This window comes from Pseudomonas protegens CHA0 (assembly GCF_000397205.1).
GTDB lineage: Bacteria > Pseudomonadota > Gammaproteobacteria > Pseudomonadales > Pseudomonadaceae > Aquipseudomonas > Aquipseudomonas protegens.
In genome coordinates this window covers 4,210,191-4,233,870 of record NC_021237.1, presented here as the reverse complement: position 1 = coordinate 4,233,870, position 23,680 = coordinate 4,210,191, and the positions used below count along the sequence as shown (strand labels likewise).

Annotated in this window: 19 protein-coding genes; 15 read left to right on the top strand and 4 right to left on the bottom strand. The window is 67.3% G+C overall.

Annotated features, from left to right (window positions below):
- Nucleotides 1–194: 194 nt before the first annotated feature.
- The 3 genes from PFLCHA0_RS18695 to PFLCHA0_RS18685 all read left to right on the top strand — a co-directional run bounded on the left by PFLCHA0_RS18695 (nucleotide 195) and on the right by PFLCHA0_RS18685 (nucleotide 3,379).
- Nucleotides 195–1,232 (top strand): AraC family transcriptional regulator, encoded by a 1,038-nt coding sequence (locus PFLCHA0_RS18695; protein ID WP_011061981.1) that lies wholly within the window; start codon nucleotides 195–197, stop codon nucleotides 1,230–1,232.
- A gap of 273 nt (nucleotides 1,233–1,505) precedes the next feature.
- The gene (locus tag PFLCHA0_RS18690) at nucleotides 1,506–2,393 is read left to right on the top strand and encodes a Dyp-type peroxidase (protein WP_015636122.1); all 888 of its coding nucleotides are present in this window, start codon (nucleotides 1,506–1,508) and stop codon (nucleotides 2,391–2,393) included.
- A gap of 17 nt (nucleotides 2,394–2,410) precedes the next feature.
- Entirely contained in the window at nucleotides 2,411–3,379 is a 969-nt protein-coding gene (locus PFLCHA0_RS18685; RefSeq protein ID WP_172621767.1) for a Gfo/Idh/MocA family protein, read from the top strand.
- 195 nt (nucleotides 3,380–3,574) lie between these two features.
- Here PFLCHA0_RS18685 and PFLCHA0_RS18680 read toward each other — a convergent pair whose 3' ends face one another.
- Nucleotides 3,575–4,312, bottom strand: a complete 738-nt coding sequence (locus tag PFLCHA0_RS18680) for a TorF family putative porin (RefSeq protein WP_015636120.1) — start codon at nucleotides 4,310–4,312, stop codon at nucleotides 3,575–3,577.
- A gap of 101 nt (nucleotides 4,313–4,413) precedes the next feature.
- Nucleotides 4,414–6,156: an amidohydrolase gene (locus tag PFLCHA0_RS18675; protein WP_015636119.1), complete on the bottom strand. Its 1,743-nt coding sequence runs from the start codon at nucleotides 6,154–6,156 to the stop codon at nucleotides 4,414–4,416.
- A 103-nt stretch (nucleotides 6,157–6,259) separates the two neighbouring features.
- On the opposite strand from PFLCHA0_RS18675, the gene PFLCHA0_RS18670 reads away from it, so the two are divergent.
- The 12 genes from PFLCHA0_RS18670 (at nucleotide 6,260) to PFLCHA0_RS18615 (ending at nucleotide 21,152) form a co-directional block, all read left to right on the top strand.
- Complete coding sequence (locus PFLCHA0_RS18670) at nucleotides 6,260–7,177, top strand: LysR family transcriptional regulator (protein ID WP_015636118.1); 918 nt, start codon at nucleotides 6,260–6,262, stop codon at nucleotides 7,175–7,177.
- Between the two features lie 38 nt (nucleotides 7,178–7,215).
- On the top strand, nucleotides 7,216–7,833 hold the full coding sequence (gene lexA / locus PFLCHA0_RS18665) for a transcriptional repressor LexA (RefSeq protein WP_015636117.1): 618 nt from the start codon (nucleotides 7,216–7,218) through the stop codon (nucleotides 7,831–7,833).
- Nucleotides 7,833–8,450, top strand: coding sequence for a translesion DNA synthesis-associated protein ImuA (imuA, locus tag PFLCHA0_RS18660; RefSeq protein ID WP_011061974.1), 618 nt, complete (start codon nucleotides 7,833–7,835; stop codon nucleotides 8,448–8,450). The genes lexA and imuA overlap by 1 nt, the downstream gene beginning before the upstream one ends.
- A 7-nt stretch (nucleotides 8,451–8,457) precedes the next feature.
- Nucleotides 8,458–9,873, top strand: coding sequence for a Y-family DNA polymerase (locus tag PFLCHA0_RS18655; protein ID WP_041752360.1), 1,416 nt, complete (start codon nucleotides 8,458–8,460; stop codon nucleotides 9,871–9,873).
- Nucleotides 9,870–12,974, top strand: a complete 3,105-nt coding sequence (locus PFLCHA0_RS18650) for an error-prone DNA polymerase (RefSeq protein WP_015636115.1) — start codon at nucleotides 9,870–9,872, stop codon at nucleotides 12,972–12,974. Before PFLCHA0_RS18655 ends, PFLCHA0_RS18650 begins: the two co-directional genes overlap by 4 nt.
- Before the next feature lie 448 nt (nucleotides 12,975–13,422).
- The gene (locus PFLCHA0_RS18645) at nucleotides 13,423–14,082 is read left to right on the top strand and encodes a CsgG/HfaB family protein (protein ID WP_015636114.1); all 660 of its coding nucleotides are present in this window, start codon (nucleotides 13,423–13,425) and stop codon (nucleotides 14,080–14,082) included.
- A gap of 29 nt (nucleotides 14,083–14,111) precedes the next feature.
- The gene (locus PFLCHA0_RS18640; RefSeq protein WP_011061970.1) at nucleotides 14,112–14,483 is read left to right on the top strand and encodes a DUF4810 domain-containing protein; all 372 of its coding nucleotides are present in this window, start codon (nucleotides 14,112–14,114) and stop codon (nucleotides 14,481–14,483) included.
- A 5-nt stretch (nucleotides 14,484–14,488) separates the two neighbouring features.
- Nucleotides 14,489–15,139, top strand: a complete 651-nt coding sequence (locus PFLCHA0_RS18635; RefSeq protein ID WP_169893267.1) for a DUF799 domain-containing protein — start codon at nucleotides 14,489–14,491, stop codon at nucleotides 15,137–15,139.
- A 249-nt stretch (nucleotides 15,140–15,388) separates the two neighbouring features.
- Nucleotides 15,389–17,500 (top strand): hybrid sensor histidine kinase/response regulator, encoded by a 2,112-nt coding sequence (locus PFLCHA0_RS18630; protein WP_041752358.1) that lies wholly within the window; start codon nucleotides 15,389–15,391, stop codon nucleotides 17,498–17,500.
- Nucleotides 17,501–17,708: 208 nt separating this feature from the next.
- Complete coding sequence (locus tag PFLCHA0_RS18625) at nucleotides 17,709–17,975, top strand: DUF1652 domain-containing protein (protein WP_011061967.1); 267 nt, start codon at nucleotides 17,709–17,711, stop codon at nucleotides 17,973–17,975.
- A gap of 141 nt (nucleotides 17,976–18,116) precedes the next feature.
- Nucleotides 18,117–20,783 (top strand): ATP-binding cassette domain-containing protein, encoded by a 2,667-nt coding sequence (locus PFLCHA0_RS18620; RefSeq protein ID WP_015636111.1) that lies wholly within the window; start codon nucleotides 18,117–18,119, stop codon nucleotides 20,781–20,783.
- Nucleotides 20,784–20,918: 135 nt separating this feature from the next.
- Nucleotides 20,919–21,152 carry a DUF465 domain-containing protein gene (locus PFLCHA0_RS18615; RefSeq protein ID WP_015636110.1) on the top strand — a complete coding sequence of 78 codons (234 nt, stop codon included), beginning with the start codon at nucleotides 20,919–20,921 and terminating at the stop codon, nucleotides 21,150–21,152.
- A gap of 130 nt (nucleotides 21,153–21,282) precedes the next feature.
- Here the strand turns inward: PFLCHA0_RS18615 and PFLCHA0_RS18610 are convergent, their stop codons facing one another.
- Together PFLCHA0_RS18610 and PFLCHA0_RS18605 are read right to left on the bottom strand one after the other, a co-directional pair.
- Entirely contained in the window at nucleotides 21,283–22,386 is a 1,104-nt protein-coding gene (locus tag PFLCHA0_RS18610) for an SMP-30/gluconolactonase/LRE family protein (RefSeq protein ID WP_015636109.1), read from the bottom strand.
- Nucleotides 22,387–22,410: 24 nt separating this feature from the next.
- Entirely contained in the window at nucleotides 22,411–23,586 is a 1,176-nt protein-coding gene (locus PFLCHA0_RS18605; RefSeq protein WP_015636108.1) for an SRPBCC family protein, read from the bottom strand.
- Between the last annotated feature and the right edge of the window lie 94 nt (nucleotides 23,587–23,680).

Below are 23,680 nucleotides of genomic sequence, written 5' to 3'. Positions count from 1 at the left end.
AGCCCTGGGCCGGGCGCGGGGCAGGGTATTGGCGGACAGGGAGGGGGACTTTGTCGGACACTTTGCAATGCTTTGTTACATTCCCCCGTAAAACCCCAGGCAACGGGATATGCTTGAACCGCCGGTGAAGCCTTGGCACCGGTGCCTGACCGACAATAAAAACAGCCGCTCAAGCGGCCCGGAAGCCCACTCCCATGCAGATCAAAGCCGCCGATGCCCACGACCAGCTGGCCCTGGTTTCACCCTTCCTGCTGCAGACCCTGGCGGATGTCGCCGAAGCCAAGGGCGTCAGCGCCGAGCGCCTGTGTCGCGGCCTGGGCTTTACCCTGGACGACCTGCAGGACCCGACCCTGCGCATCTCCTATCGCCAGGCGGTGGCGATGATCGAACGTGCCCTGGCGGCATTGCCGCAGCAGGGCCTGGGGCTCTGGGTCGGCAGCCGCAATGTGCTGGGCACCCTGGGCCTGCTGGGGCATGCGTTGTCGTTGTGCCGGACCCTGGGCGACGCCTTCGAGCTGGGCATCCGCCATCAGCACACCTCCGGCACCATCGTCAGCGCCGATGTCGGGCGCCAGGGCGAAGAGTTCTTTGTCGAGCTGCAATGCCGCCTGCCCTACGGCGAGGTGCAGATCTTTGCCGCGGAAGAGTTCTTCGCCAGCCTGCTGATCTATGGCCGGGCCCTGGTCAGTGCGGATTTCCAGGCCCTGCGGGTGGAGTTCATGCACGCCGCGCCGGCCTATGCCGAGCTCTATACCCGGTTGCTGGGCCCCCACGTGCAGTTCGGCTGCCTGCAGGCGCGCATGGTGATCGAGGCCCGCTGGTTGCAGGCGCCGCTGCCCAACCATCATCCGGTGGCGCTGCGCCAGGCGCTCAAGCTGCTGGAACTGGAAAGCGCCCAGGTGCACCAGAAGATGGACCTGATCCAGGCGGTGGAGCGCGCCCTGAGCCGGGACCTGCGGGCCGGCAGCCATATCGAGCAGGTGGCGGGGGATTTGAACATGAGCGGGCGCACCCTGCGCCGGCGCCTGACCGAACACGGCCTGACCTTCGAGGCGCTGCTGGAACGGGTGCGCCAGGCGCGAACCCTGAACCTCTTGGGCAACCCGGAGCTGTCCATCGAACGCATCACCGAAGAGGTCGGCTACAGCGACGTGCGCAGCTTCCGCCGGGCCTTCAAGCGCTGGACCGGCCTGAGCCCCAGCGCCTTTCGCGAAGAGGCGGCGCTGCATTGAAGGCCGCCCTGTAGCCGCTGCCGAGCCCGCGAGGCTGCGCAAAGGCCCGCAGGGCCTTGCTTGGCGATCTCCCGTCGAACCTTGAGCGGCCTCAAGATCCCCGCGTCTGCTGCGTCGCAATGCCGCCCATGCCGTTCTCAGCCAACCCCGGCCCGGTCTTTTCACCACGGCCTTGCAACGTCGCCGCGCAAGCGGCGACAAGCCTTGCCTGTTTCGACGCTGACGCCGGCAGCCCATGGCGGTAAACTCCTGCGCCTTTATTCAGGAGTTCCCATGAGTTACTACCAGCCCGGCATCCTCGCTGCACCCGTTCCGTCCCAGGCCCGCCACCTGTTCTTTGCCCTTGAGTCCATCGAGGCGTTGCCCCAGGCCCTCGACCAGTTGCTGGCACGGGTGGATGGCGCAACGGCGGTGGCAGGTTTTGGCGCGTCGCTGGTCAAGGCCCTGGGCGCGCGAGTGCAGGGGCTCAAGGCGTTCCCGGCGCTGACCGGCGTGGGCGTGGACAACCCTTCGACCCAGCACGCGCTGTGGGTCTGGCTGCACGGTGATGATCGCGGCGAGCTGCTGCACCGCAGCAACGAGCTGGCGGCCGCCCTGGCCCCGGCCTTGCGCCTGGTCGGCATGAACGAGACCTTCCGCCACAAGACCGGCCACGACCTCACCGGTTATGAAGACGGCACCGAAAACCCTCAGGACGAAGCCGCCGTGGCCGCCGCACTGGCCGAGGGCGAAGACGGCCTGCGCGGTGGCAGCTTTGCCGCGATCCAGCAGTGGCAGCACGACTTCCAGGGGTTTGCCGCGATGCACCAGCAAGAGCGCGACCACATCATGGGCCGGCGCCTGAGCGACAACGAAGAACTGGACGACGCGCCGGTCTCGGCACACGTCAAGCGCACCGCCCAGGAAAGCTTCGCCCCGGAAGCCTTTCTCGTGCGCCGCTCGATGCCGTGGATCGAAGGTGACAAGGGTGGCCTGATGTTCCTTGCCTTCGGCCACACCCTGAACGCCTTCGAAGCCCAACTGCGGCGCATGAGCGGCCTGGAAGACGGCATCACCGATGGCCTGTACCGCATGAGCCGGCCGATCACCGGGGGCTACTACTGGTGCCCGCCGCTGCACAACGGCCAGCTCGACCTGCGCGCGCTGCAAGCGTCGAAATGAACACCGGGGCCGAGCCGCTGCAGACCGTGCGCTGGGGCATGATCGGTTGCGGCAGTGTCACCGAGCGCAAGAGTGGCCCGGCCTTCTACAAGGTTCCGGGGTCGGCGCTGGTGGCGGTGATGGGCCGCCGCCCCGAGGCGGTGCGCGACTATGCACAGCGCCACGGCATTGCCCGCTGGTATACCGATGCCCAGGCCCTGATCGACGACCCCGAGGTGGACGCGGTGTACATCGCCACGCCCCCCGACAGCCATTACGCCTACAGCCTGCAAGTGGCTGCCGCCGGCAAGCATTGCTGCGTGGAAAAACCCATGGCCCTGCATGCCGGGCAAAGCCTGGCCATGCAGCAGGCCTTCGAGCAGGCCGGGCTGCATCTGTTCGTCTCCTATTACCGGCGTTCCTTGCCGCGCTTTGCGCAGGTGCGGCAATGGCTGGCGGATGGGCGTATCGGGGAGGTCCGGCACCTGCACTGGAGCCTGAGCAAGGCTGCCTCCGAGGCCGACCGCAGCGGTGCGGCCAACTGGCGTACCGACCCGCAAGTGGCCGGCGGCGGTTATTTCGCCGATTTGGCCAGCCATGGCCTGGATCTGTTCCAGTACCTGCTGGGCGATATCGTCGAGGTGGCCGGCTTCAGCACCCGCCAGGCCGGGCTGTATGCCGCCGAGGATGCGGTCAGCGCCAGTTGGCGCTTCGCCTGTGGGGCGCTGGGCAGCGGCGCCTGGAACTTCGTCGCCGACCGCCGGGTAGACCGGGTGGAAATCATCGGCAGCCAGGGGCGCATCACTTTTTCCGTGTTCGACGAGCATCCGCTGCAACTTGAAGCCGAAGAGACCCTGAACCTGTTCATCGACAACCCCGCGCACATCCAGTGGCATCACGTGCAGGGCATGAACGCCCATATCCGCGGCCAGATCCGGCACCCGGCCCTGGCCAGCGAAGCCCTGAAGACCGACCGGGTGATGGACCGCATCCTGCAGCGCGGCTGATCCCAGGGCGCATGCCTGTCGGGCCTCTTCGCCGGCAAGCCGGCTCCTACGGGGTTTGTGGGGCGCATTGCCGGCCTGTTCCTGCGGGCTTTTGTAGGAGCTGGCTTGCCAGCGAAGGCGGCCTTGAGGCGGGTGCCAGTCTTTCGGGCCCCTTCGCCGGCAAGCCGGCTCCTACGGGGGCGGGCGGCTGGTCGCTCAGAAGGTCTTCTTGATGCTGGCCACCCAGGTCGCTCCGCACAGGTCGCTGAAGCCGTAGTTGCTGGTGCACTGGCTGCGGGACAGGTCGGTGTCGATGTAGCTCAGGCCCAGTTCCAGACCGGCCATTTCCCGGGTCAGTTTGGCTTCCCATTCGTGGTAGCTGTCCTCGCCCTGGCCCGAGGCGCGGATCAGCCGCGGGTCCTTGAAGTCCATCTGGCCGTAGCGCAGTTGCAGCCCCAGCTCCAGGGGCAGTCGGGTCTCGTAGCCAAGGTAGCGGTACAGGGTGCTCTGCTGGCTGTCGATGCCGGGGGCATCGTCGGAGTAATAGGCCCCCAGCTTGACCCCGTAGACGCTGAGGATGCCGTACACCTCGCTCTGGTTGAACTGGGCTTCCCGGGGGTAGCTGTACTTCAGGTAGCCCAGGTCCAGGCTGATGTCTGCGCTGGCCTGCCACAGCCAGCCTCCGTAGTAGTCGACTTCCTGGCGGGTCTTCAGGCCACCGCCGAAATCGACGTTGGAGCTCCAAGTGCCCAGGTACAGGCCGCTGCTGTGCAGCAGGGTCACGGCCGCCTGGGCCGCGGGGTCGTTCTGGGTCTGGGAGATGCCGCGGGTGCGGTAGTCGCTGGCCAGGGTCAGCTCCAGCTCCACGGCCAGGTCGTCGGTCAGGGGCAGGGCGTGGCCGGCCTGCGGCAGCAGGCACACGGTGCCCAGGGTGAGCAGGGTGAGGGTCTTCATGGGTATCCCGTTGTTGTGATTGTTATGGGGGAGCGGGCAAGGCGCCGCCGTACCCCGGCGTCACCAGGGCGCGGGGCAGGCGGTGCAACGGTGGCGCGGGGTCAGAGTGGGCGGCTGTAGATCTCGCGGCCGGCGAACCAGGTCTGCAGCACCTGGGTTTCATGCAGGGCCTTTTCGTCCACGGTAAACACGTCGCGGTCGAGGACGATGAAGTCGGCCTGCTTGCCGGCCGTCAGCGAGCCGATCTGCTGTTCCAGGCCCAGGGTGCGCGCGGCATTCTGGGTGTAGGCATAGAACAGGGTTTCGCGGTCCAGGCGTTCGTCGGCGTTGAGCACCCCCAGTGGCCCCTGGCGGGTGATGGCCTGGGCCATGGCGTTCCACGGGTTGGGCGACGACACCGGCCAGTCGCTGGCGCCGGCGAGGGTCGCGCCCTGCTTGAGCAGCGAGTGCGCCGGGTACTGGTAGCGGAACGCCAGGGCGCTGACGTAGGGCTTGATCATGTCCAGGGTGTAGTCGTCGGCCGAGGCCCAGAGCAGTTGCATCGAGGCAATCACGTTGAGCGGCTTGAAGCGGGCGAACTCCTTGGGGTTGACCATCTGCAGGTGGGTGATGGAGTGGCTGATGCCGCTCTGGCGATCCTTGCGCGCCTGCTCGATGCCGTTCAGCGACTCACGCACCGCACGGTCGCCGATGGCGTGGATGTGCACCAGCCAGCCGCGCTGGTCGATGGCGCTGACCAGTTCGCCAAAATGCGCCGGGTCGATCAGCAGTTCGCCGGGTTTGTGCGAGTTGCTGTAAGGCTCGAGCATCGCCGCGCTCTGCGCCGGGTATTCGATCACCCCGTCGGCGAAGATCTTGATGCCCGGCAGGGTCAGGTTGGGAATGCCCTGGAACTGTTGGCGCACTTTGTCCAGGGTGTCGAGGTCGGCCGGCCGGCTGCGGGGGTTGGCCACCAGCAGGGCGGCGACGTGGGCGGTCATCCCGCCGCTCTCGGCCAGGGCCTTGTAGGCCGGCAGCACGCCGACGGTGTGCTCGGTGGGCTTGAGGGCGAACACCGCTTCGCCGGGGGCGGCGTTGGCGGCCGGGTCCATCCAGGCGGTAATCCCCAGGCTGTTGTTGTAATGCAGGGCCGACTGCGCGGCGCGCAGCATCTGCTCGGGCCCCGGCACCGGCATTTTCGCGGCCACCCGGTCCCAGCCGGCGTCCACCAGGAAACCGTTGGGGCGGCCGTCGGGCAGTTGGCCGATGGTGCCGCGCTCGGCCTCGGGCAGGCTCTTGAGCAGGGCGGCGTCGATGCCGGCGCGCTGGAGCATGAAGTCATTGGCCCAGGCGGTATGGTGATCGCTGCCGGTGAACACCACCGGTACCCTGGCCCATTCACCCTGGTTGAAGCGCTGGCCCAGGGCCTGGGCCTGGGCCCAGTAGGCCGAGCTCATGCCGGCGATGCTGAGCACGTCGGCATGCCGGGCACTGCCGTCGTCACGCCAGGCGCGCAGGCGTTTTTCCAGTTCGTCGAGGCTGACCACCTCGTCCTGCAGGTTGGCGCTGGTCATTTCCAGGCCACCGAAGATCGCGTGGGAGTGGGTGTCGATCAGGCCCGGCATCAGGGTCTTGCCGCCCAGGTCGACGACCCGGGTGTGGCTGTCGATCAGTGCCTTGATCTGCGTATCGCTGCCGGCTTGCAGGACCTTGCCGTTCTCCACCGCCAGGGCCTGGACCTTGGGCTGGGCGCGGTCGGCGGTGAACACCTGGCCGTTGAGCAGCACCAGGTCGGCGGCGGCCATGGCTTCCAACGAGGCAAAACTCATGGCGGCCAGTAACAGCGTGGGGGTCAATCTTTTCATTGAACATTTCCTTGTTATTGCGTCTGATCGCCAGCTTAGGGACTGCCCGCAGCGGGCAGAACGGCTGCTTCACGAAAAACATTTTTGCCTGGGTGGAAAAACCATGGACAAGTTGAATGCCTTGAAGATGTTCGTGGTCACCGCCCAGCTGGGCAGTTTCAGCCGGGCGGCGGAGCAGTTGGGCAAGACCCCCTCGGCCCTGACCAAGGCGGTCAACCACCTGGAGGCCGAGCTGGGTTCGCGCTTGTTCGAGCGCAGTACCCGGCGCATCGTGCTCACCGAAATCGGCCGGCTCTACCTGGAGACCGCGCGCCAGGTGCTGCAGCGGCTGGAAGAGGTGGGCGAGGAGGTGGAGCAGCTGCAGCACGGTCTGCGCGGCAACCTCAAGGTCACCGCGCCGCTGGCCTACGGCCAGGCATTCCTGGATCAGGTGTGTGGTGGTTTTCTTGAGCAGTACCCGCAGATCAATCTGCAAGTGGACCTGTGCGATGAGTTCGTCAACCTGCTGGAAAGCGGCTACGACCTGGCCCTGCGCGAAGGCCATGACGACCTGCCGGGGCTGATTGCCCGGGTGGTCGGAAGCAACCGCCTGGCCCTGTGCGCCAGCCCGGCCTACCTGGCGCGCAAGGGCCGGCCGGTGACCCCGCAGACCCTCGAAGAACATGAATGGCTGTTGTATCGCCACCCCTTGCTCAGCCGGGAGTTCTGGTGGGTCGAGCGCGACGGCCAGCGCCTGAGCCTGCCTCAGCCCCAGGCACCACGCCTGCGCAGTGACAATTACGACCTGCTGCTGGCCAATGCCCTGGCCGGGCGCGGCCTGTTGCACACGCCGCTATGGAGCGCCGCACCGTACCTGACCGACGGGCGCCTGGTGCGGGTGATGGCCGACTACGCGATCGACCCGGACAGCTTCGGGCCGCACATCCTCGCGGTGTACCCCAGCCACCGGCGAGCGACCGCCAAGGTGCAGGCATTCATCGACTATGTCAGTGGCTTCCTGGCCAGCCGTGGCCTGGACTGATTGGCGGTTCTTGTCAGATAAATCCGAGAGGAGTACAAATGTACTCCATGACGACTTTATCTCCCCGCCGCACTGCCATCCTGACCTTTATCCGCGAGCGCATCGCCGATCACGGCCAGCCCCCGAGCCTTGCTGAAATCAGCCAGGCGTTCGGTTTCGCCTCGCGCAGCGTGGCGCGCAAGCATGTGCTGGCGCTGACCGAGGCCGGGTTCATCGAGGTCAACCCGCATCAGGCCCGGGGCATTCGCCTGCTCAACCAGCCACGGCGCCCCGAGCTGCTGGAAATCCCGGTGCTGGGGCGGGTGGCCGCCGGTGCGCCGATTGGCGTCGATGCCGACATACACGGCCAGTTGCTGCTGGACCCGGGGATGTTCTCCCGCACTCCGGATTACCTGCTGCGGGTCCAGGGCGATTCGATGATCGACGACGGCATCTTCGACGGTGATCTGGTGGCAGTGCGCCGCAGCAGTGAGGCGCGCAACGGCCAGACCGTGATCGCCCGCCTCGACGGTGAGGTGACCATCAAGCGTTTCGAGCGCAAGGGGCAGGGCATTCGCCTGTTGCCGCGCAACCCGGCCTACCAGCCGATCGAGGTCACGGCCGACCACGAACTGTTTATCGAAGGCGTGTTCTGCGGTCTGGTGAGGCAAGGCTGATGGGCGCCGTGGTCGCACTGGATTCGCTGTTCAATGCCGGGCGGGTGTGGAAAGGCCGCCCGGCCGCCGCGCCTGCCAGCCCGCAGCCCACCGGCCATGCCGCCCTGGATGCGGTGCTGCCCACGGGCGGCTGGCCGGAAGCGGCACTGACCGAAATCCTCATTGCCGCCCAGGGTCTGGGCGAGCTGCAACTGCTGTGGCCGAGCCTGGCGCGGCTGAGCGCGGCGGGGGAGCGCATCGTGCTGGTGGCGCCGCCGTTCGTGCCCTATCCCCAGGCCTGGCAGAACGCCGGGGTGGATGTGCGCCAGTTGTCGATCATCCAGGCCGGGGAGCGTGATGCCCTGTGGGCCGCCGAGCAGTGCCTGCGTTCCGGCAGTTGCGGCGCGGTGCTGTGCTGGCCGCAGCAAGCCGACGATCGGGCCCTGCGGCGCCTGCAGGTGGCGGCGGAAAGCGGCCAGACCCTGGCCTTTGCCTACCGCCCCCTGGAGACGGCGCGCAACCCCTCGCCGGCGGCCTTGCGAATTGCCGTGCAAGGCCGTCCCGGGCAGTTGCGGGTGCTCAAGTGCCGGGGCGGGCTGGCCCATCCGGCGCCTATCGCCTGGCCCGCCGGGCACTGAGGTTGGCATGCGTTGGGTGTGCATCCTGTTCCCGCAATTGGCGCTGGACGCAGTCTTGCGTCAGCGCGCCGAGCCCGAAGCGCCCCTGGCGCTGCTCAGCGGCACCCCGCAGCGGCGGGTGATCCAGGCGGTGAACGCCGCCGCTCGCGAACTGGGCCTGCGCCCCGGGCAATCGCTGACAGCCGCCCAGGCCCTGACCAAGGCCTTTGCCAGCGCCGAATACGACCCCCGGCAGATCGAGCACTGGCAGCAGTTTCTTGCGGCCTGGGCCTATGGCTTCAGCTCCCAGGTCAGCGTCGCCTACCCGCGCACCCTGGTGCTGGAGATCGAATCCAGCCTGGGCCTGTTCGGCCCCTGGCCGCAGTTGGAAGCGCGCCTGCGCCGTGAATTGCAGGCCCTGGGCTTTCGCCACCGGATCGTCGCCGCGCCCAATCCGGCGGCGGCCCGAGCCCTGGCCAATGCCTATGACGGCTTGGCGGTGGCCGACTGCGAGGCCCTGGCCCAGGCCCTGGGGGCCATGCCCATCGAGCGCCTGGGGCTGGCCCCGGAGCAGGCCACGGCCCTGTCGCGCATGGGGGTGCGCAGCTTCCAGCAACTGCGGGAGCTGCCCCGGCCCAGCCTGGCCCGGCGTTTTGACGGCAGCTTGCTCAAGCACCTGGATACCCTGCTCGGCGAGCGCCCGCTGGGGCTGGCCTTCTATCAGCCGCCGGACCGCTTCGACCTGCGCATCGAGCTGAATTTCGATGTGCAGTCCCATCAAGCGCTGCTGTTTCCCCTGCGCCGGCTCACCGCCGACCTGGCGGCCTTTCTCTGTGGTCGCGACAGTGGCGTGCAGCGCTTTGCCCTGCACCTGGAGCACGCCGAAGGCGCCGACACCCTGATTCCGGTGGGGCTGCTCAGCGCCGAGCGCGACCCGGCGATGCTGTTCGAACTGGCCCGTGGGCGCCTGGAACAGATCCAGGTGCCGGCGCCGGTGCGCAACCTGCGGCTGGTGGCCGAGGACCTGCCGCTGTTCGTGCCCCAGCACAGCGAGCTGTTCGACGAGCGCCCGCAGCAGAACCTGCCCTGGGAGCAGTTGCGCGAACGCCTGCGGGCGCGCCTGGGGGATGACGCGGTGCAGGGCCTGGGGCATCGCGCCGATCACCGCCCGGAGCGCAGTTGGCAGGCGCAGACCGATTCGCGCCCGTGCCCGGCCACCCCCGGGCTGCGCCGCCCCGGCTGGCTGTTCAGCGAGCCCCAGGTGCTGGGCGAGGGCTCGGTGCGCATCCTCATGGGCCCGGAGCGGATCGAGTCCGGCTGGTGGGACGGTGCCGATGTGCGCCGCGACTACTACCTGATCGAAACCGCCGCCGGCCAGCAAGGCTGGGCCTATCGTCAGGTGGGCGAGCCCGGGCCGCTACTGTTGCAGGGCTGGTTCGCATGAGCGCCTACGCCGAGCTGCACTGCCTGTCCAACTTCAGCTTCCAGCGCGGCGCCTCCAGTGCCGCCGAATTGTTCCAGCGTGCCAAGGCCCTGGGCTACCAGGCCCTGGCGATCACTGACGAATGCACCCTGGCGGGAATCGTCCGGGCCTGGCAGGCCTCACGCGATACGGGCCTCAAGCTGATCGTCGGCAGTGAAATGCAGGTCGAGGACGGCCCGCGGCTGGTGCTGCTGGTGGAAGACCTGGCGGGTTACCAGGGCCTGTGCCGGTTGATCACCCGGGCCCGGCGCCGAGCCGAGAAGGGCAGCTATCGCCTGCTGCGCGAGGACTTCGCCGCACCGCTGCCGGGGCTGCTGGCCCTGTGGCTGACGGGCGCCGGCGAGCCGCTGGTCCAGGGCCGCTGGTTGCAGCAGGTGTTCCCCCAGCGCCTGTGGCTGGCGCTGGAGCTGCATTGCGGCCAGGACGATGCCCGGCACCTGCAACAGCAACTGGCCCTGGCCCGGCAACTGGGGCTGCCGGCCGTGGCCTGTGGCGATGTGCACATGCACGTGCGCGGGCGCCGGGCGCTGCAGGACACCATGACCGCGATCCGTCATCACCTGCCGGTGGCCGAGGCCGGGCAACGCCTGTTCGCCAACGGCGAGCGCCACCTGCGGCCCGTCGAAGTGCTGCAAGGCCTGTACCCCCAGGCCCTGCTCGGCGAGTCGCTGGCCATCGCCGGGCGCTGCGCTTTCGACCTCGGCCAACTGCGCTACCAATACCCCCGGGAGCTGGTGCCCGAGGGCCACGACGCTGGCTCCTGGCTGCGGGTGCTGACCCAGCGCGGCATCGTGCGCCGCTGGCCCGCTGGTGCCCGGGCCGAGGTACTGAAGCAGATCGACAAGGAGCTCACGCTGATCTGCGACCTGGGCTACGAGAGTTATTTCCTCACGGTGCACGACATCGTCGACTTCGCCCGGCGCCAGCACATCCTCTGCCAGGGCCGGGGCTCGGCGGCCAACTCGGTGGTGTGTTTCGCCCTCGGCATCACCGAGATCGACCCGGACCGCTCGACCTTGCTGTTCGAGCGTTTCCTGTCGCGTGAACGCAACGAGCCGCCGGACATCGACGTCGACTTCGAGCACGAGCGCCGCGAAGAGGTGCTGCAGTATGTGTTCCAGCGCTATGGCCGGCACCGCGCGGCGCTGACCGCGGTGGTCAGCACCTACCACGGCGCCGGGGCGGTGCGGGATGTGGCCAAGGCCCTGGGCTTGCCGCCGGATCAGGTCAATGCCCTGGCCGACTGCTGCGGCCACTGGAGTGACACGCCGCCCAGCGTCGAGCGCCTGCAGGAGGCCGGGTTCGATCCCCAGAGCCCGGTGCTGCGCCGGGTCCTGAGCCTGACCGGGCAGTTGATCGGCTTTCCCCGGCACCTGTCCCAGCACCCCGGCGGTTTCGTGATTTCCGAGCAGCCCCTGGACCACCTGGTGCCGGTGGAGAACGCGACGATGGCCGAGCGTACGGTGATCCAGTGGGACAAGGACGACCTGGACATGGTCGGCCTGCTCAAGGTGGATATCCTCGCCCTGGGCATGCTCAGCGCCATCCGCCGTTGCTTCGACCTGATCCACGGCTACCGCGGCCAGCGCTACAGCCTCGCCAGCATTCCGCCTGAAGACCCCGCCACCTACGAAATGATCGGCCGCGCCGACACCATCGGCGTGTTCCAGATCGAATCCCGGGCGCAGATGTCGATGCTGCCCCGGCTCAAGCCGCAGAACTTCTACGACCTGGTGATCGAGGTGGCCATCGTCCGGCCCGGGCCGCTCCAGGGCGGCATGGTCCATCCCTACCTGCGCCGGCGTAATCGCCAGGAGCCGGAAACCTATCCGTCTCCGGAGCTGGAGGGCGTGCTCAAGCGCACCCTGGGAGTGCCGCTGTTTCAGGAACAGGTGATGCAGATCGCCATTGTCGCCGCCGACTACACGCCGGGGGAGGCCGACCAGTTGCGCCGCTCCATGGCCGCCTGGAAGCGCCACGGCGGCCTGGAACCGCACCGCGAACGGCTGCGCAAAGGCATGCGCAAGAACGGCTACAGCGACGAGTTCGCGGCGCAGATCTTCGAGCAGATCAAGGGCTTTGGCAGCTACGGCTTTCCCGAATCCCATGCCGCCAGCTTTGCTTTGCTGACCTACGCCAGTTGCTGGCTCAAGTGCCACGAACCTGCGGCCTTCGCCTGTGCCCTGATCAACAGCTGGCCCATGGGCTTCTACAGCCCCGACCAGATCCTCCAGGACGCCCGGCGCCATGGTTTGCAGGTTCTTGCGGTGGATGTGGGCGCCAGTGACTGGGACTGCAGCCTGGAGCCGATTCCTGTCCAGCCTGCACGCGCTGTAAATGGCCCCCCCGGGCAGCCGGCCCTGCGCCTGGGGCTGCGGATGATCAAGGGCTTTCGCGAGGACGATGCCCGGCGCATCGAACGTGCCCGCCGGCAACGGGCCTTTGTCGATATCGCCGACCTGGGCGAGCGGGCCCGCCTGGATGTCCGCGCCCAGGAATTGCTGGCCGATGCCGGCGCCTTGCAGGCGCTGGCCGGGGATCGCTACCGGGCCCGCTGGGAAGTGGCCGGGGTGGAAAGACAGCTGGGGCTGTTCGCCGGCCTGCCGAGCCAGGAGGAAGCGCCGGTAGCGTTGCCCCGGCCCAGTGTCGGCGAAGACCTGCAGGCGGATTACCACAGCCTGGGCACCACCCTCGGGCCGCACCCCCTGGCGCTGCTGCGCCCGCAGCTTGCGGCCCGGCGCTGCCGCAGCTCGCGCGACTTGCTGGCGGTGGAGCACGGGCGTTCGGTGAGCGTGGCCGGGCTGGTCACCGGGCGCCAGCGGCCGGGCACCGCCAGCGGGGTGACCTTCGTGACCCTGGAAGACGAGTTCGGCAACGTCAATGTGGTGGTCTGGCGCGACCTGGCCGAGCGCCAGCGCCGGGTGCTGGTGGGTGCGCAGTTGCTCAAGGTCGACGGCACCCTGGAAACCGAGGGCGAGGTGCGCCACCTGATTGCCGGGCGCCTGAGTGACCTGAGCCCGCTGCTGGATGGCATTCACGTACGCAGCCGCGACTTTCGCTGATGTAGCCGCTGCCGAGCCCGGGCGATGCTGCGAAAAGGCCCGCAGGGCCTTGCTTGGCGGTCTCCCGCCGGAACCCCGGCGTCCTCAAGACCGCCGCGTCTGCTGCGTCGCAATGCCGCCCAAGCCGTTCGTCCGACCGCGGCCCGAGCCTGCGGCAGCGGCTACACGAAACGCGGATCGGCAGTGGCCTGCCGCTTTGCTATCCCGAGTCTGTGGCAATGGTTACAGAATGACGCCAAGGTTTTTTATTCCTTTTCGCACTGATGGCGCTTTGGCATAATCGCCGCCGATGATGCCCCCTGCATCAAGTTTCAGAACGCTCGGCCGACGACTTTCGAGCCTGCACAGACTGGGGCCGCAGACGTGCGGCAGGGCGCAAGTGCATCTAGACAGTGCACCCAAATGGATACTCAAGAAGGAACATAGAGTGAGAGTGATCTCGAAGTTGATGTTGTCCGCTGTAGCACTGGCGGTGCTGGCGGGCATGAGCGGTTGCGCCACGGAAAGCTCCCGGGCCTTGCCGGTGGAGAAGGTCCAGAGCGCCAGCCAGGTATGGACCGGAGCCCGGGTGCCGATGGCCGTGGGCAAGTTCGACAACCGCTCCAGCTACATGCGCGGAATCTTCTCCGATGGCGTCGACCGCCTCGGCGGCCAGGCCAAGACCATCCTCATCACCCACCTGCAGCAGACCAACCGCTTCAGCGTGCTGGACCGCGACAACATGGGCGAGATCCAGCAGGAAGCGGCCATCAAGGGCCAGGCGCAGAAGCTCAAGGGCGCGGACTTCGTGGTCACCGGCGATGTCACCGAGTTCGGTCGCAAGGAAACCGGCGACCATCAGCTGTTCGGCATCCTCGGCCGCGGCAAGACCCAGGTGGCCTACGCCAAGGTGGCGTTGAACATCGTCAACATCAGCACCTCCGAAGTGGTCTATTCGACCCAGGGCGCTGGCGAGTACGCCTTGTCCAACCGTGAAGTGATCGGCTTCGGCGGCACCGCTGCCTACGATTCGACCCTCAACGGCAAGGTCCTCGACCTGGCCATGCGCGAGGCGGTCAACCGCATGGTCGAGGCCATCGACGCCGGCGCCTGGAAACCGGGCCGCTGATCACACAGCTGACAGGGAGAAGTGCAAGCATGTCGAAGACGATGATGGCGCGGCCAATGATGGCCGGCGCCTTGCTGGGCTGTGTGCTGCTGGCCGGTTGCAGCGGGCCGAAGACGCTGTACCAGTGGGAAACCTACCAGGCCCAGACCTACGAGTACTTCAAGGGCGAGGAGGCCCGGGAGGCCCAGGTCGAGGCCCTGGAGCGCGACCTGCAGAAGATCAAGTCCACCGGCAAGGCCGTGCCGCCGGGCTACCACGCCCACCTGGGCATGCTCTACGCGAGCCTGGGCAAGGATGACCAGATGGTGCAGCAGTTCAATACCGAGAAGGCGCTGTTCCCCGAATCCGCCTCGTACATGGACTTCCTGCTCAAGAACGCCAAGAAGGGAGCCGCCCAATGAGCCTGATGACCCTGCGCAACCTGCTGGGCCTGTTGGCCGTGAGCCTGCTGGTGGGCTGCGCCGCGCCCAGGAGCGTGGACTACTCGGCCTACAAGCAGGCCCGGCCGAAGTCGATCCTGGTGCTGCCGCCGCTCAATGAATCGCCGGACATCAAGGCCACCTACAGCATGCTGTCCCAGGTGACCTTTCCCCTGGCCGAAGCCGGTTACTACGTGATGCCGATCGCGGTGGTGGATGAAACCTTCCGCCACAACGGCCTGACCAACCCGGCGGACATCCACGGCCTGGCGCCGGCCAAGCTCAACGAGATCTTCGGCGCCGATGCCGGCCTGTACATCACGGTCAAGGAATACGGCACCAGCTACATGCTGATCAGCAGTGCCACCGTGGTCACCGCCAGCGCCACCCTGGTGGACCTGAAGACCGGCACCACGTTGTGGACCGGCAGCGCCCGCGCCTCCAGTGAGGAAGGCAACAACGGCAACAACGGTGGCCTGGTGGGCATGCTGATCACCGCTGCGGTGAAGCAGATCATCAACACCAGCACCGACGCCGGCCATCCGATTGCCGGCATCACCAGCCAGCGCCTGCTGTCGGCCGGGCAACGCACCGGCTTGCTGTACGGTCCGCGTTCGCCGAAATACGGCACCGACTGAGGGGCAGGGAGCGGGCAATCCGCTCTTTTTCAGGCGGCGCCTGTCGGCGTCCGCCTGGAACCCGGGCCATCGCCTATTCTGTTTTTTCAGTCGCGCGAAGGGCGTTGCCCGGCGGCATGGCCTACCAGTGGCGAAGCCGATCCCGGCCCTGGTGAAACCATCCGCGTGCACCGTGCTCAAAGGCTCTGGAGGCTGCGTTGCTGCCTCTTGAAAACCCACGCTGTGCCACGTTTTTCGTAGAGTCCGCTCATGCCGTTCTTATCTGATCATCACGGGTGCCAGGGGTGGAAGGGCGAGATGGCCGAGCGCATCCGTGCCTTTGACTGGTCCGCCACCAGCCTCGGGGCGTTGCAGCACTGGAGCCACAGCCTGTGCAGCACAGTGCAGCTGATGCTCGGCTCGCCGCTGCCGATGGTGATGCTCTGGGGCCCCCTGGGCTACATGATCTACAACGATGCCTATGCCGAGTTCGCCGGCGGCCGCCATCCCTACCTGCTGGGCTGCGCCGTGGAGATGGGCTGGCCGGAGGTTGCCGAGTTCAACCGCGGGGTGGTGAACACCTGCCTCAGCGGCGGCACCCTGTCCTATCACAACAAGGAACTGGTGCTGCTGCGCAACGGGGTGCCGGAAGACGTCTGGATGGACCTCTACTACAGCCCGGTGGCGGGGGACGACCAGGCTCCGGCCGGGGTCATCGCCATTGTCGTGGAAACCACCGCCCATGTGATTTCCGAGCGCCGCCGCCAGGCCGCGGAGGCCGCCTACCGGGCGGAGAACGAGCGCGTGCAGCTGGCGCTGAATGCCGGGGCGTTGCTGGGCTCCTTCGTCTGGGACGTCCAGGCCGACGTGCTGTCTTGCGACGAGCGTTTTGCCCGGACCTTTTCCTACCCGGCGGACCAGCCCCTGGACAACCTGCCGATCGATATCACCGAAAGCCGCATCCACCCCGATGACCTGCCGCGCATCAAGGAACTGGCCCGGTACAGCGTGACCCAGGGCGGGCCCTACAACGCCGAATACCGGGTGCGCCGCGAGGACGGCAGCTACACCTGGGTGCTGGCCTGTGGCCGTTGCGAGTTCGACGAGTCGGGCCAGGCCTTGCGTTTCCCCGGGGTGCTGATCGATATCCAGGAGCGCAAGATCGCCGAGGAAGCCCTGCGCCAACTGACCCGCAACCTGGAGCAGCGGGTGCTGGAGGAGGTCAACGCGCGGCTCAGCGCCGAGGAGCAACTGCGCCAGGTGCAGAAACTCGAAGCCATTGGCGGCCTGACCGGCGGCGTGGCCCATGATTTCAACAACCTGCTGCAGGTGATCGCCGGCAACCTGCATCTGCTGTCCCGCCACGAAGCGGGCAACGCCAATGTGCAGCGGCGCACAGCCGCCGCGCTGACGGCGGTGGAGCGCGGCGCCAAGCTGTCGAACCAACTGCTGGCCTTTGCCCGGCGCCAGCCGCTGTCACCGGCCAGCTACAACCCGCGGCATCTATACGAGGGCCTGGGAGAGTTGCTGCAGCGGGCCCTGGGCGAAACCATTTGCATCGATGTGCAATTGCCCGCCGAGCCCTGGTGCATCCATGTGGATCGCAACCAGTTGGAAAACGCCGTGCTCAACCTGGCGATCAATGCCCGGGATGCCCTGGGCGGCGAGGGGCGGATCCTCATCAGCGCCGAGAACCAGGTGCTGGATTCGCGTTTCTGCGCCGGCAAGGGCATCGCTGCCGGCGAGTACCTGTGCCTGAGTGTGGCTGACGATGGCCCGGGCATGCCCGCCGAGGTGCTCAAGCAGGCCTTCGAACCCTTCTTCACCACCAAGGCCGACGGTCATGGCACGGGCCTGGGCTTGAGCATGGTGTTCGGTTTCGTCAAGCAGAGCGGTGGCCATATCGAGATCTTCAGCAGCCCGGGGCAGGGCACCCGGGTGCAGATGTACTTTGCCCGCAGTGCCGAACCTACGCTGCAGCAGGCGCCGCGCCCGGGTCAGCGGGCGGGCGGCGGCGAGGAAAGCATCCTGGTGGTGGAGGACAACGCCGAGGTGCGCAGCGCCGCGGTGGAAATGCTCGAACACGAGGGCTACCGGGTGCGCACCGCGAGCAATGGTGACGCTGCCATGCAACTGCTGCTGGACGGGCTCAAGGTCGATCTGATCTTCACCGACGTGGTGATGCCCGGTCTGATCAAGAGCACGGACCTGGCCACCTGGGCCAAGACCCAGGCACCGCCGATCGCGGTGCTGTTCACCTCGGGGCACACCCGCGACATGATTTCGCGCAACCACCAGCTCAGCCCCGACACCCACCTGCTGAGCAAGCCCTACGGGCCTGCAGACCTGAGCGCCATGGTGCGTTCGGTGCTGGAGGCCTGAGCGGCGCCTGGCGCCAAGTGTGAAGCAGCGCATAAAAATCCCCAGGGGGCGACGACAAACTGGCGTCAAACTTCTACGCTGCATGAAGTTGAATGAACTTGTACGTTTTTTCTGCTGACCAAGGACAGGGGCATCGACCGCCTGATCCCATAACAACAAACGTCGTCTTGCGCGGTTTTTCTTCTCAACCTTTTTTGGATGCTCCGCCGTGATCTCCACCCTTGAACTGCGCAGAATCGTTGAAACCAGCTTCCTGCCCCTGCATTGCCAGTGCACCGTCGGCCACGACGGGGCCATGACTGTGCGCATCTGCGACCCCGCCAGCGGGCGCGTCGACCTGTTGGTCACCGGCATCGCCACCCGCGGCCTGACCAGCTCCCGGGCGCTGTCGGAGCTGATTGCCGAGTTGCGCTACGACCTCCAGCACACCCGTCTGAGCACCGAGCAGCAAGCCCGCCGCCAGCACGGTCGCTGAAGCGCCAGGGAACATTGCGCCGGGGGCGAGGCTCGAACCCCGGGTACGCGCGTCGATCTTCCACGGGGCTTACCTCGGGCCTCGGACCTTGTGTGATGATCGCGCTTCGACTGTTCGCGGTTCTCGACATAAGGCTGGTTCATGACTGCTTCCCGTAGCCCCTCCGATGCTTCCCAGGCGAGCCCTTCGTCCTTTCCAGCCAGCGGTTTTGTCCGGGTGCGCGGCGCCCGCGAGCACAACCTGAAGAATGTCGACGTGGACATTCCCCGGGATGCGCTGGTGGTGTTCAGTGGGGTGTCGGGCTCGGGCAAGTCGTCCCTGGCGTTCTCCACCCTGTATGCCGAGGCCCAGCGTCGCTACTTCGAATCGGTGGCGCCCTATGCCCGGCGCCTGATCGACCAGGTGGGGGTGCCGGATGTCGACCGCATCGACGGCCTGCCGCCGGCGGTGGCCCTGCAACAGCAGCGCGGCACTCCCAGCACGCGCTCTTCGGTGGGCAGCGTGACCACCTTGTCGAGCCTGGTGCGCATGCTCTATTCCCGGGCCGGTAGCTACCCGCCGGGGCAGCCGATGCTGTATGCCGAGGACTTTTCGCCGAACACGCCCCAGGGCGCCTGCCCGGAATGCCATGGCCTGGGGCGGGTCTATGAGGTCGACGAAGCGAGCATGGTTCCCGACCCTTCGCTGACCATCCGCCAGCGCGCCGTGGCCTCCTGGCCCCTGGCCTGGCAGGGACAGAACCTGCGGGACATCCTGGTGACCCTGGGCTACGACGTCGACATCCCCTGGCAGCAACTGCCGAAAAAGCAGCGTGACTGGATCCTCTTCACCGAAGAAACCCCCACAGTACCGGTGTACGCCGGGCTGACCCCGGAACAGACCCGCGAAGCCCTCAAGCGCAAGCAGGAACCCAGCTACATGGGCACTTTCAGCGGCGCCCGGCGCTATGTGCTGCACACCTTCACCCACACCCAGAGCGCGCTGATGAAAAAGCGTGTGTCGCAATTCATGCGCGGCAGCCCGTGCCCGCTGTGCGAGGGCAAGCGGCTCAAGCGCGAGGCCCTGGCGGTGACCTTTGCCGGGCTGGATATCGGCGAGCTGGCGCGCCTGCCGCTGCTGCAACTGGCCGAGGTGCTGCGGCCGGTGGCGGCGGCAGATTACCTGGAGCAGGCGCCCGCCGATGATCCGGTGCTGAGCCACGCCCAGACCCGTGCCGCGCGTCAGCAGCGCCATGCCCAGGGCGCCCCGGAGCATCGTGGCGCGCCGGATGTGCGGCATACGCCGAACCTGTCCCTGGAAAAGCGCCTGGCCGCCCAGCGCATCGCCCAGGACCTGCTGGAGCGGGTCAGCACCCTGACCGACCTCGGGCTGGGCTACCTGGCCCTGGAGCGCAGCACGCCGAGCCTGTCTTCCGGTGAGTTGCAGCGCCTGCGCCTGGCGACCCAGCTGGGCTCGCAGCTGTTCGGGGTGATCTATGTGCTGGACGAGCCCTCGGCAGGCCTGCACCCGGCGGATGCCGAGGCACTGTTCGAGGCCTTGCAGCGGCTCAAGGCCGCCGGCAACTCGCTGTTCGTGGTGGAGCACGATGTGCAGACCATGCGCCGTGCCGACTGGCTGGTGGACGTGGGCCCGGCGGCGGGAGAGCGTGGTGGCCAGGTGCTGTACAGCGGCCCGCCGGCCGGCTTGGCCGAGGTGGCGCAGTCCCAGACCCGGGCCTACCTGTTTCCCGAGCAGGCCCCGGCCCGGCGTACCCCGCGCCCGCCCCGGGGCTGGCTGCGGCTGGAAGGTATCAGCCGCAACAACCTCAAGGAGCTGGACGCCGAGTTTCCCCTGGGCTGCTTTACCGCGGTGACCGGGGTTTCCGGTTCCGGCAAGTCGAGCCTGGTGAGCCAGGCCCTGCTGGAACTGGTGGGCGCGCACCTGGGCAAGGCTTCGGCCAGCGATGAGGCGCCGGAGCTGGACCTGGCGGACGACGCACCGGTCAGCAGCGGCGGGCGGGTGGTGGCCGGCATGGAGCAGATCAAGCGCCTGGTGCAGGTGGACCAGAAACCCATCGGCCGCACCCCGCGTTCCAATCTCGCGACCTACACCGGGCTGTTCGATCAGGTGCGCAAGCTGTTCGCCGCCACCGACGAGGCCCGGGAGCGGGGCTTCGACGCCGGGCAGTTTTCCTTCAACGTGGCCAAGGGCCGTTGCCCGGCCTGCGAGGGCGAGGGCTTTGTCAGCGTCGAGCTGCTGTTCATGCCCAGCGTGTTCGCCCGGTGCCCGACCTGCCATGGCGCGCGCTACAACCCCCAGACCCTGGCCGTGACCTGGCAGGGCCTGAACATCGCCCAGGTGCTGCAATTGAGTGTCGAGCAGGCCTTGCCGGTGTTTTCCGAACAACCGGGCATCCGCCGCGCCCTGGAAGTGCTGCGCGACATCGGCCTGGATTACCTGCGCCTGGGCCAGCCGGCCACCGAGCTGTCCGGCGGTGAGGCGCAGCGCATCAAGCTGGCCACCGAGCTGCAGCGCACCGCCCGGGGCGCCACCCTGTACGTGCTGGACGAGCCCACCACCGGCCTGCACCCACGGGATGTGGACCGTCTGCTGGAGCAACTGGACAAACTGGTGGCCGCCGGGCACAGCCTGGTGGTGGTGGAGCACGAAATGCGCGTGGTGGCCCAGGCCGACTGGGTGATCGATATCGGCCCTGGAGCCGGCGACCAGGGCGGCACCCTGGTGGCCTGCGGCACCCCGCACCAGGTGGCAAAGCAGCGCACTAGCCGTACCGCGCCCTTTCTTGCCCAAGCGCTGGGCGGACGTTGATCCAGGGCAAAAGTGGCGACGAACGGTTACCGCTGGTCTGATTGGCGGTCGACAGACCCGGTCCGGCGAGGCCATTCTGATAACCGGCGGGGGCGTGATGACGCCCTTGCTGCCGATCAACCACGGAGGTGTTCCATGCCGGTGACCCACGACCTTTACCAGGACCTGAGCTGCAGTAAAGAAGACATTCAACAGCGTCGGGCCAGTGACCCCCACCTGAATGCGCTGTTCGACAAATACACCAGCATCGACGATCAGGTGCTCAAGGCCGAAGCTGCCGCTGCCGCAGACGACGAACTGAAGAAACTCAAGGAAAAACGCCTGCTGATCAAGGATGAGATCGCCGGGAAACTCACCGCCGGTTCCTGACCCCCCTGTAACAAAGACGCTCGCAGTAGCAAGGCGCTTGTTGTGGCGAGGGAGCTTGCTCCCGCTGGGCGGCATAGCCGCCCAGACGCCCGCTGGGCTGTCCCCACCCCAAGCTGCAACGCCCCCAGCCTCAAGGCGCCAGCGCCTCCTTCAACGACAACCGGGCCATGTGCCTGGCCGTCAGCGACCCCAGGTACAAGGCATCGCCATATTCGCGCACCGTGGTGATCGGCGAGTAGTTGCCGCTGCTGCCATCCTGCAGGTTGGCGATCACCTGGCCCTGGGTATCCAGGCCCAGCACGAAGCCGCGTTTCTCCACCGGCTTGGGCAATACCGTCATCGCCCGCACCAGCATCTTGCGCACGAAGGGGTAGGGCGCGGTGGCATCGAGCAACGGGTTGCGCGGTGCGTACAGGGCCACCCAGAAACGCCCGGCGCCATTGAAGCTCAGGTTGTCCGGCAGCCCCGGCAGGTTGTCGATGAACAGGTCGTGGCTGCCGGCCTTGTCACCCTTGAGCCAGTAGCGGCTGATGCGGTAGGCGCCGGTTTCATTGACCAGCACATAGGCCTCGTCCGGCCCCAGGGCAATGCCGTTGGCGAACTCCAGGCGGTCCAGCAGCACCTCGGTGGTGCCGCTCTGGAAGTCGTAGCGCAGCAGGCGGCCATCGGCGCCGTGCTCGATCACCGCTTCGCCGTCATGGCCATAGCCCCAGCGGCTGGTGGCGTCGCTGAAGTAGGCGTAGCGCCCCGCGGCATCGACCGCCACATCGTCGGTAAAGCCGAACTTCAGGCCCTTGGCCTCGGTGCTCAGGGTCTGCAACTGGCCCTGGCTGTCCAGGGCCAGCAGGCCCTTGATGGCATCGGCGATGATCAGGCGCCCGTCCGGGTGCCGGGCCAGGCCCAGGGGCCGGCCGCCGGTATTGACCAGCACTTTGAGCGCACTGCCGTCGAGGCTGCTCTGGATCACCCGGCCGTCATGCAGGCCGCTGAGCAGTTGTTCGTGTTCCAGCAGCAGGGCTTCGGGGCCGTCGATGTCCCGGGCGCCCACCGGCTGCACGGCCTTGAGCTTCTGGTTCTCGGCAAACGGCCCCTGGCTCAGGGACGGCGCCGGCGCCGGGTTCCAGGCCACCGGCTGGACCCTGGTCGGCATCAGCAGCAGGAAGGCCAGGACGGCCAGCAGCACCAGCAGGACAATCCGCAGGCCGCTGAAGCGGCGGGGGGCAATCTGATTCATGCAATGACTCCTGTCGGGGCGGCCTCAGGACGGGCGGCCGGGGGCCTCGGTGGCGGGCAGCGGGATAGCTTGCTGGGCCATCTCGCACAATGCCAGCAATGAGGCGGCGGATTCCCGTTCTATCCGTCGCTTGAATAACAGCTGATTGCCCAGGCGCATCAGCAGGTTGTCAAAGCCGTACTCCAGGGTCCGCACGAAGCGCGTGTGCTGCGCCCCCAGGGGCTGGCATTCGTAGGTCACCTGCAGGTGCAGGCCGTGATCGCCCCGGGCGCTGGCACGCCAGCGGTGCCCGGGCAGGTACTCCTCGACCGTCCAGCTCAGGTGGCCGCTGCGCCCGCCGGCATGGATGTCTTCCTCGAAGCCTTGCCCGGCGAACAGCGGGCCTTCGGCGCCCTCGACCTTAAGCGAGGAGGGGTGCCACTGTGGCCAGAGCCGCGAGCTGGCGGCATAGGCCAGGGTGCTGGCGGCGCTGCGGGGGATGTCGACCTGGTGCTGCATGCGGGTCATGGGCGTGGCCTCGTCAGGGGTGGAAGTGACGGCGGGCGGCTCTTGCGGTTGCCAGTGCAGGGTACCGAACAGCCAGTCCATCAGCGGCAGGACAATATTGAAGTTGCGCTCCTGCATCAGCTCGCGGCGGTGATGCAGTTCGTGCAGGCGGCGCATCTGCCGCACCCAGGGCAGGCGCGCCAGGGGGTGATTGGCGGGCAGGTGCTCGCAGGCATGGAACACCTCGTAGGCCAGGTAGCCGAGCAGGGTGCAACTGGCGAACAGCGCCGCCACGTTGCCATTCCACAGGCGCAGCAGCGCCCACAGGGGCAGGGCGAAGAGCAGGCTGTGCACCACGATCAGCCAGGCCGGAAACAGAATCACCCGCCAGTCCCGGTAGCCTTCATAAGCCATCAGCCCGGGGGCGAAGAAGCTGTGGTGGTCGCCGGTATGGCGGGCATAGAACATCCGCGCGAAGCGCTGCTTGTGATGCCCCAGCCAGCGGTGCACCACGTAGATGCACAGGTTGAAGAACAGCAGCGCCAGCGGCACCGCCAGCCATTCCAGGGGCTGCACCTGGCTCAGGGTGCTGCATAGCAGGCCGATGCACAGCAGGCCATAGGCCAGGACAAAGCCGCCATGCAGCCAGGGGTTGTAGCGCGGACTGACTGCCGCTCGGTATTGCTGACGAAAGTGCTGGGTGGTTTCTCGCACGGCCCGATTCCCGTTGTTGTTTTTATGGGCAGCAGCGTAGCCGGCGGGTAATTATCCAGCCAATGGATAGTGGGAATGAGGATTATTCATCAGG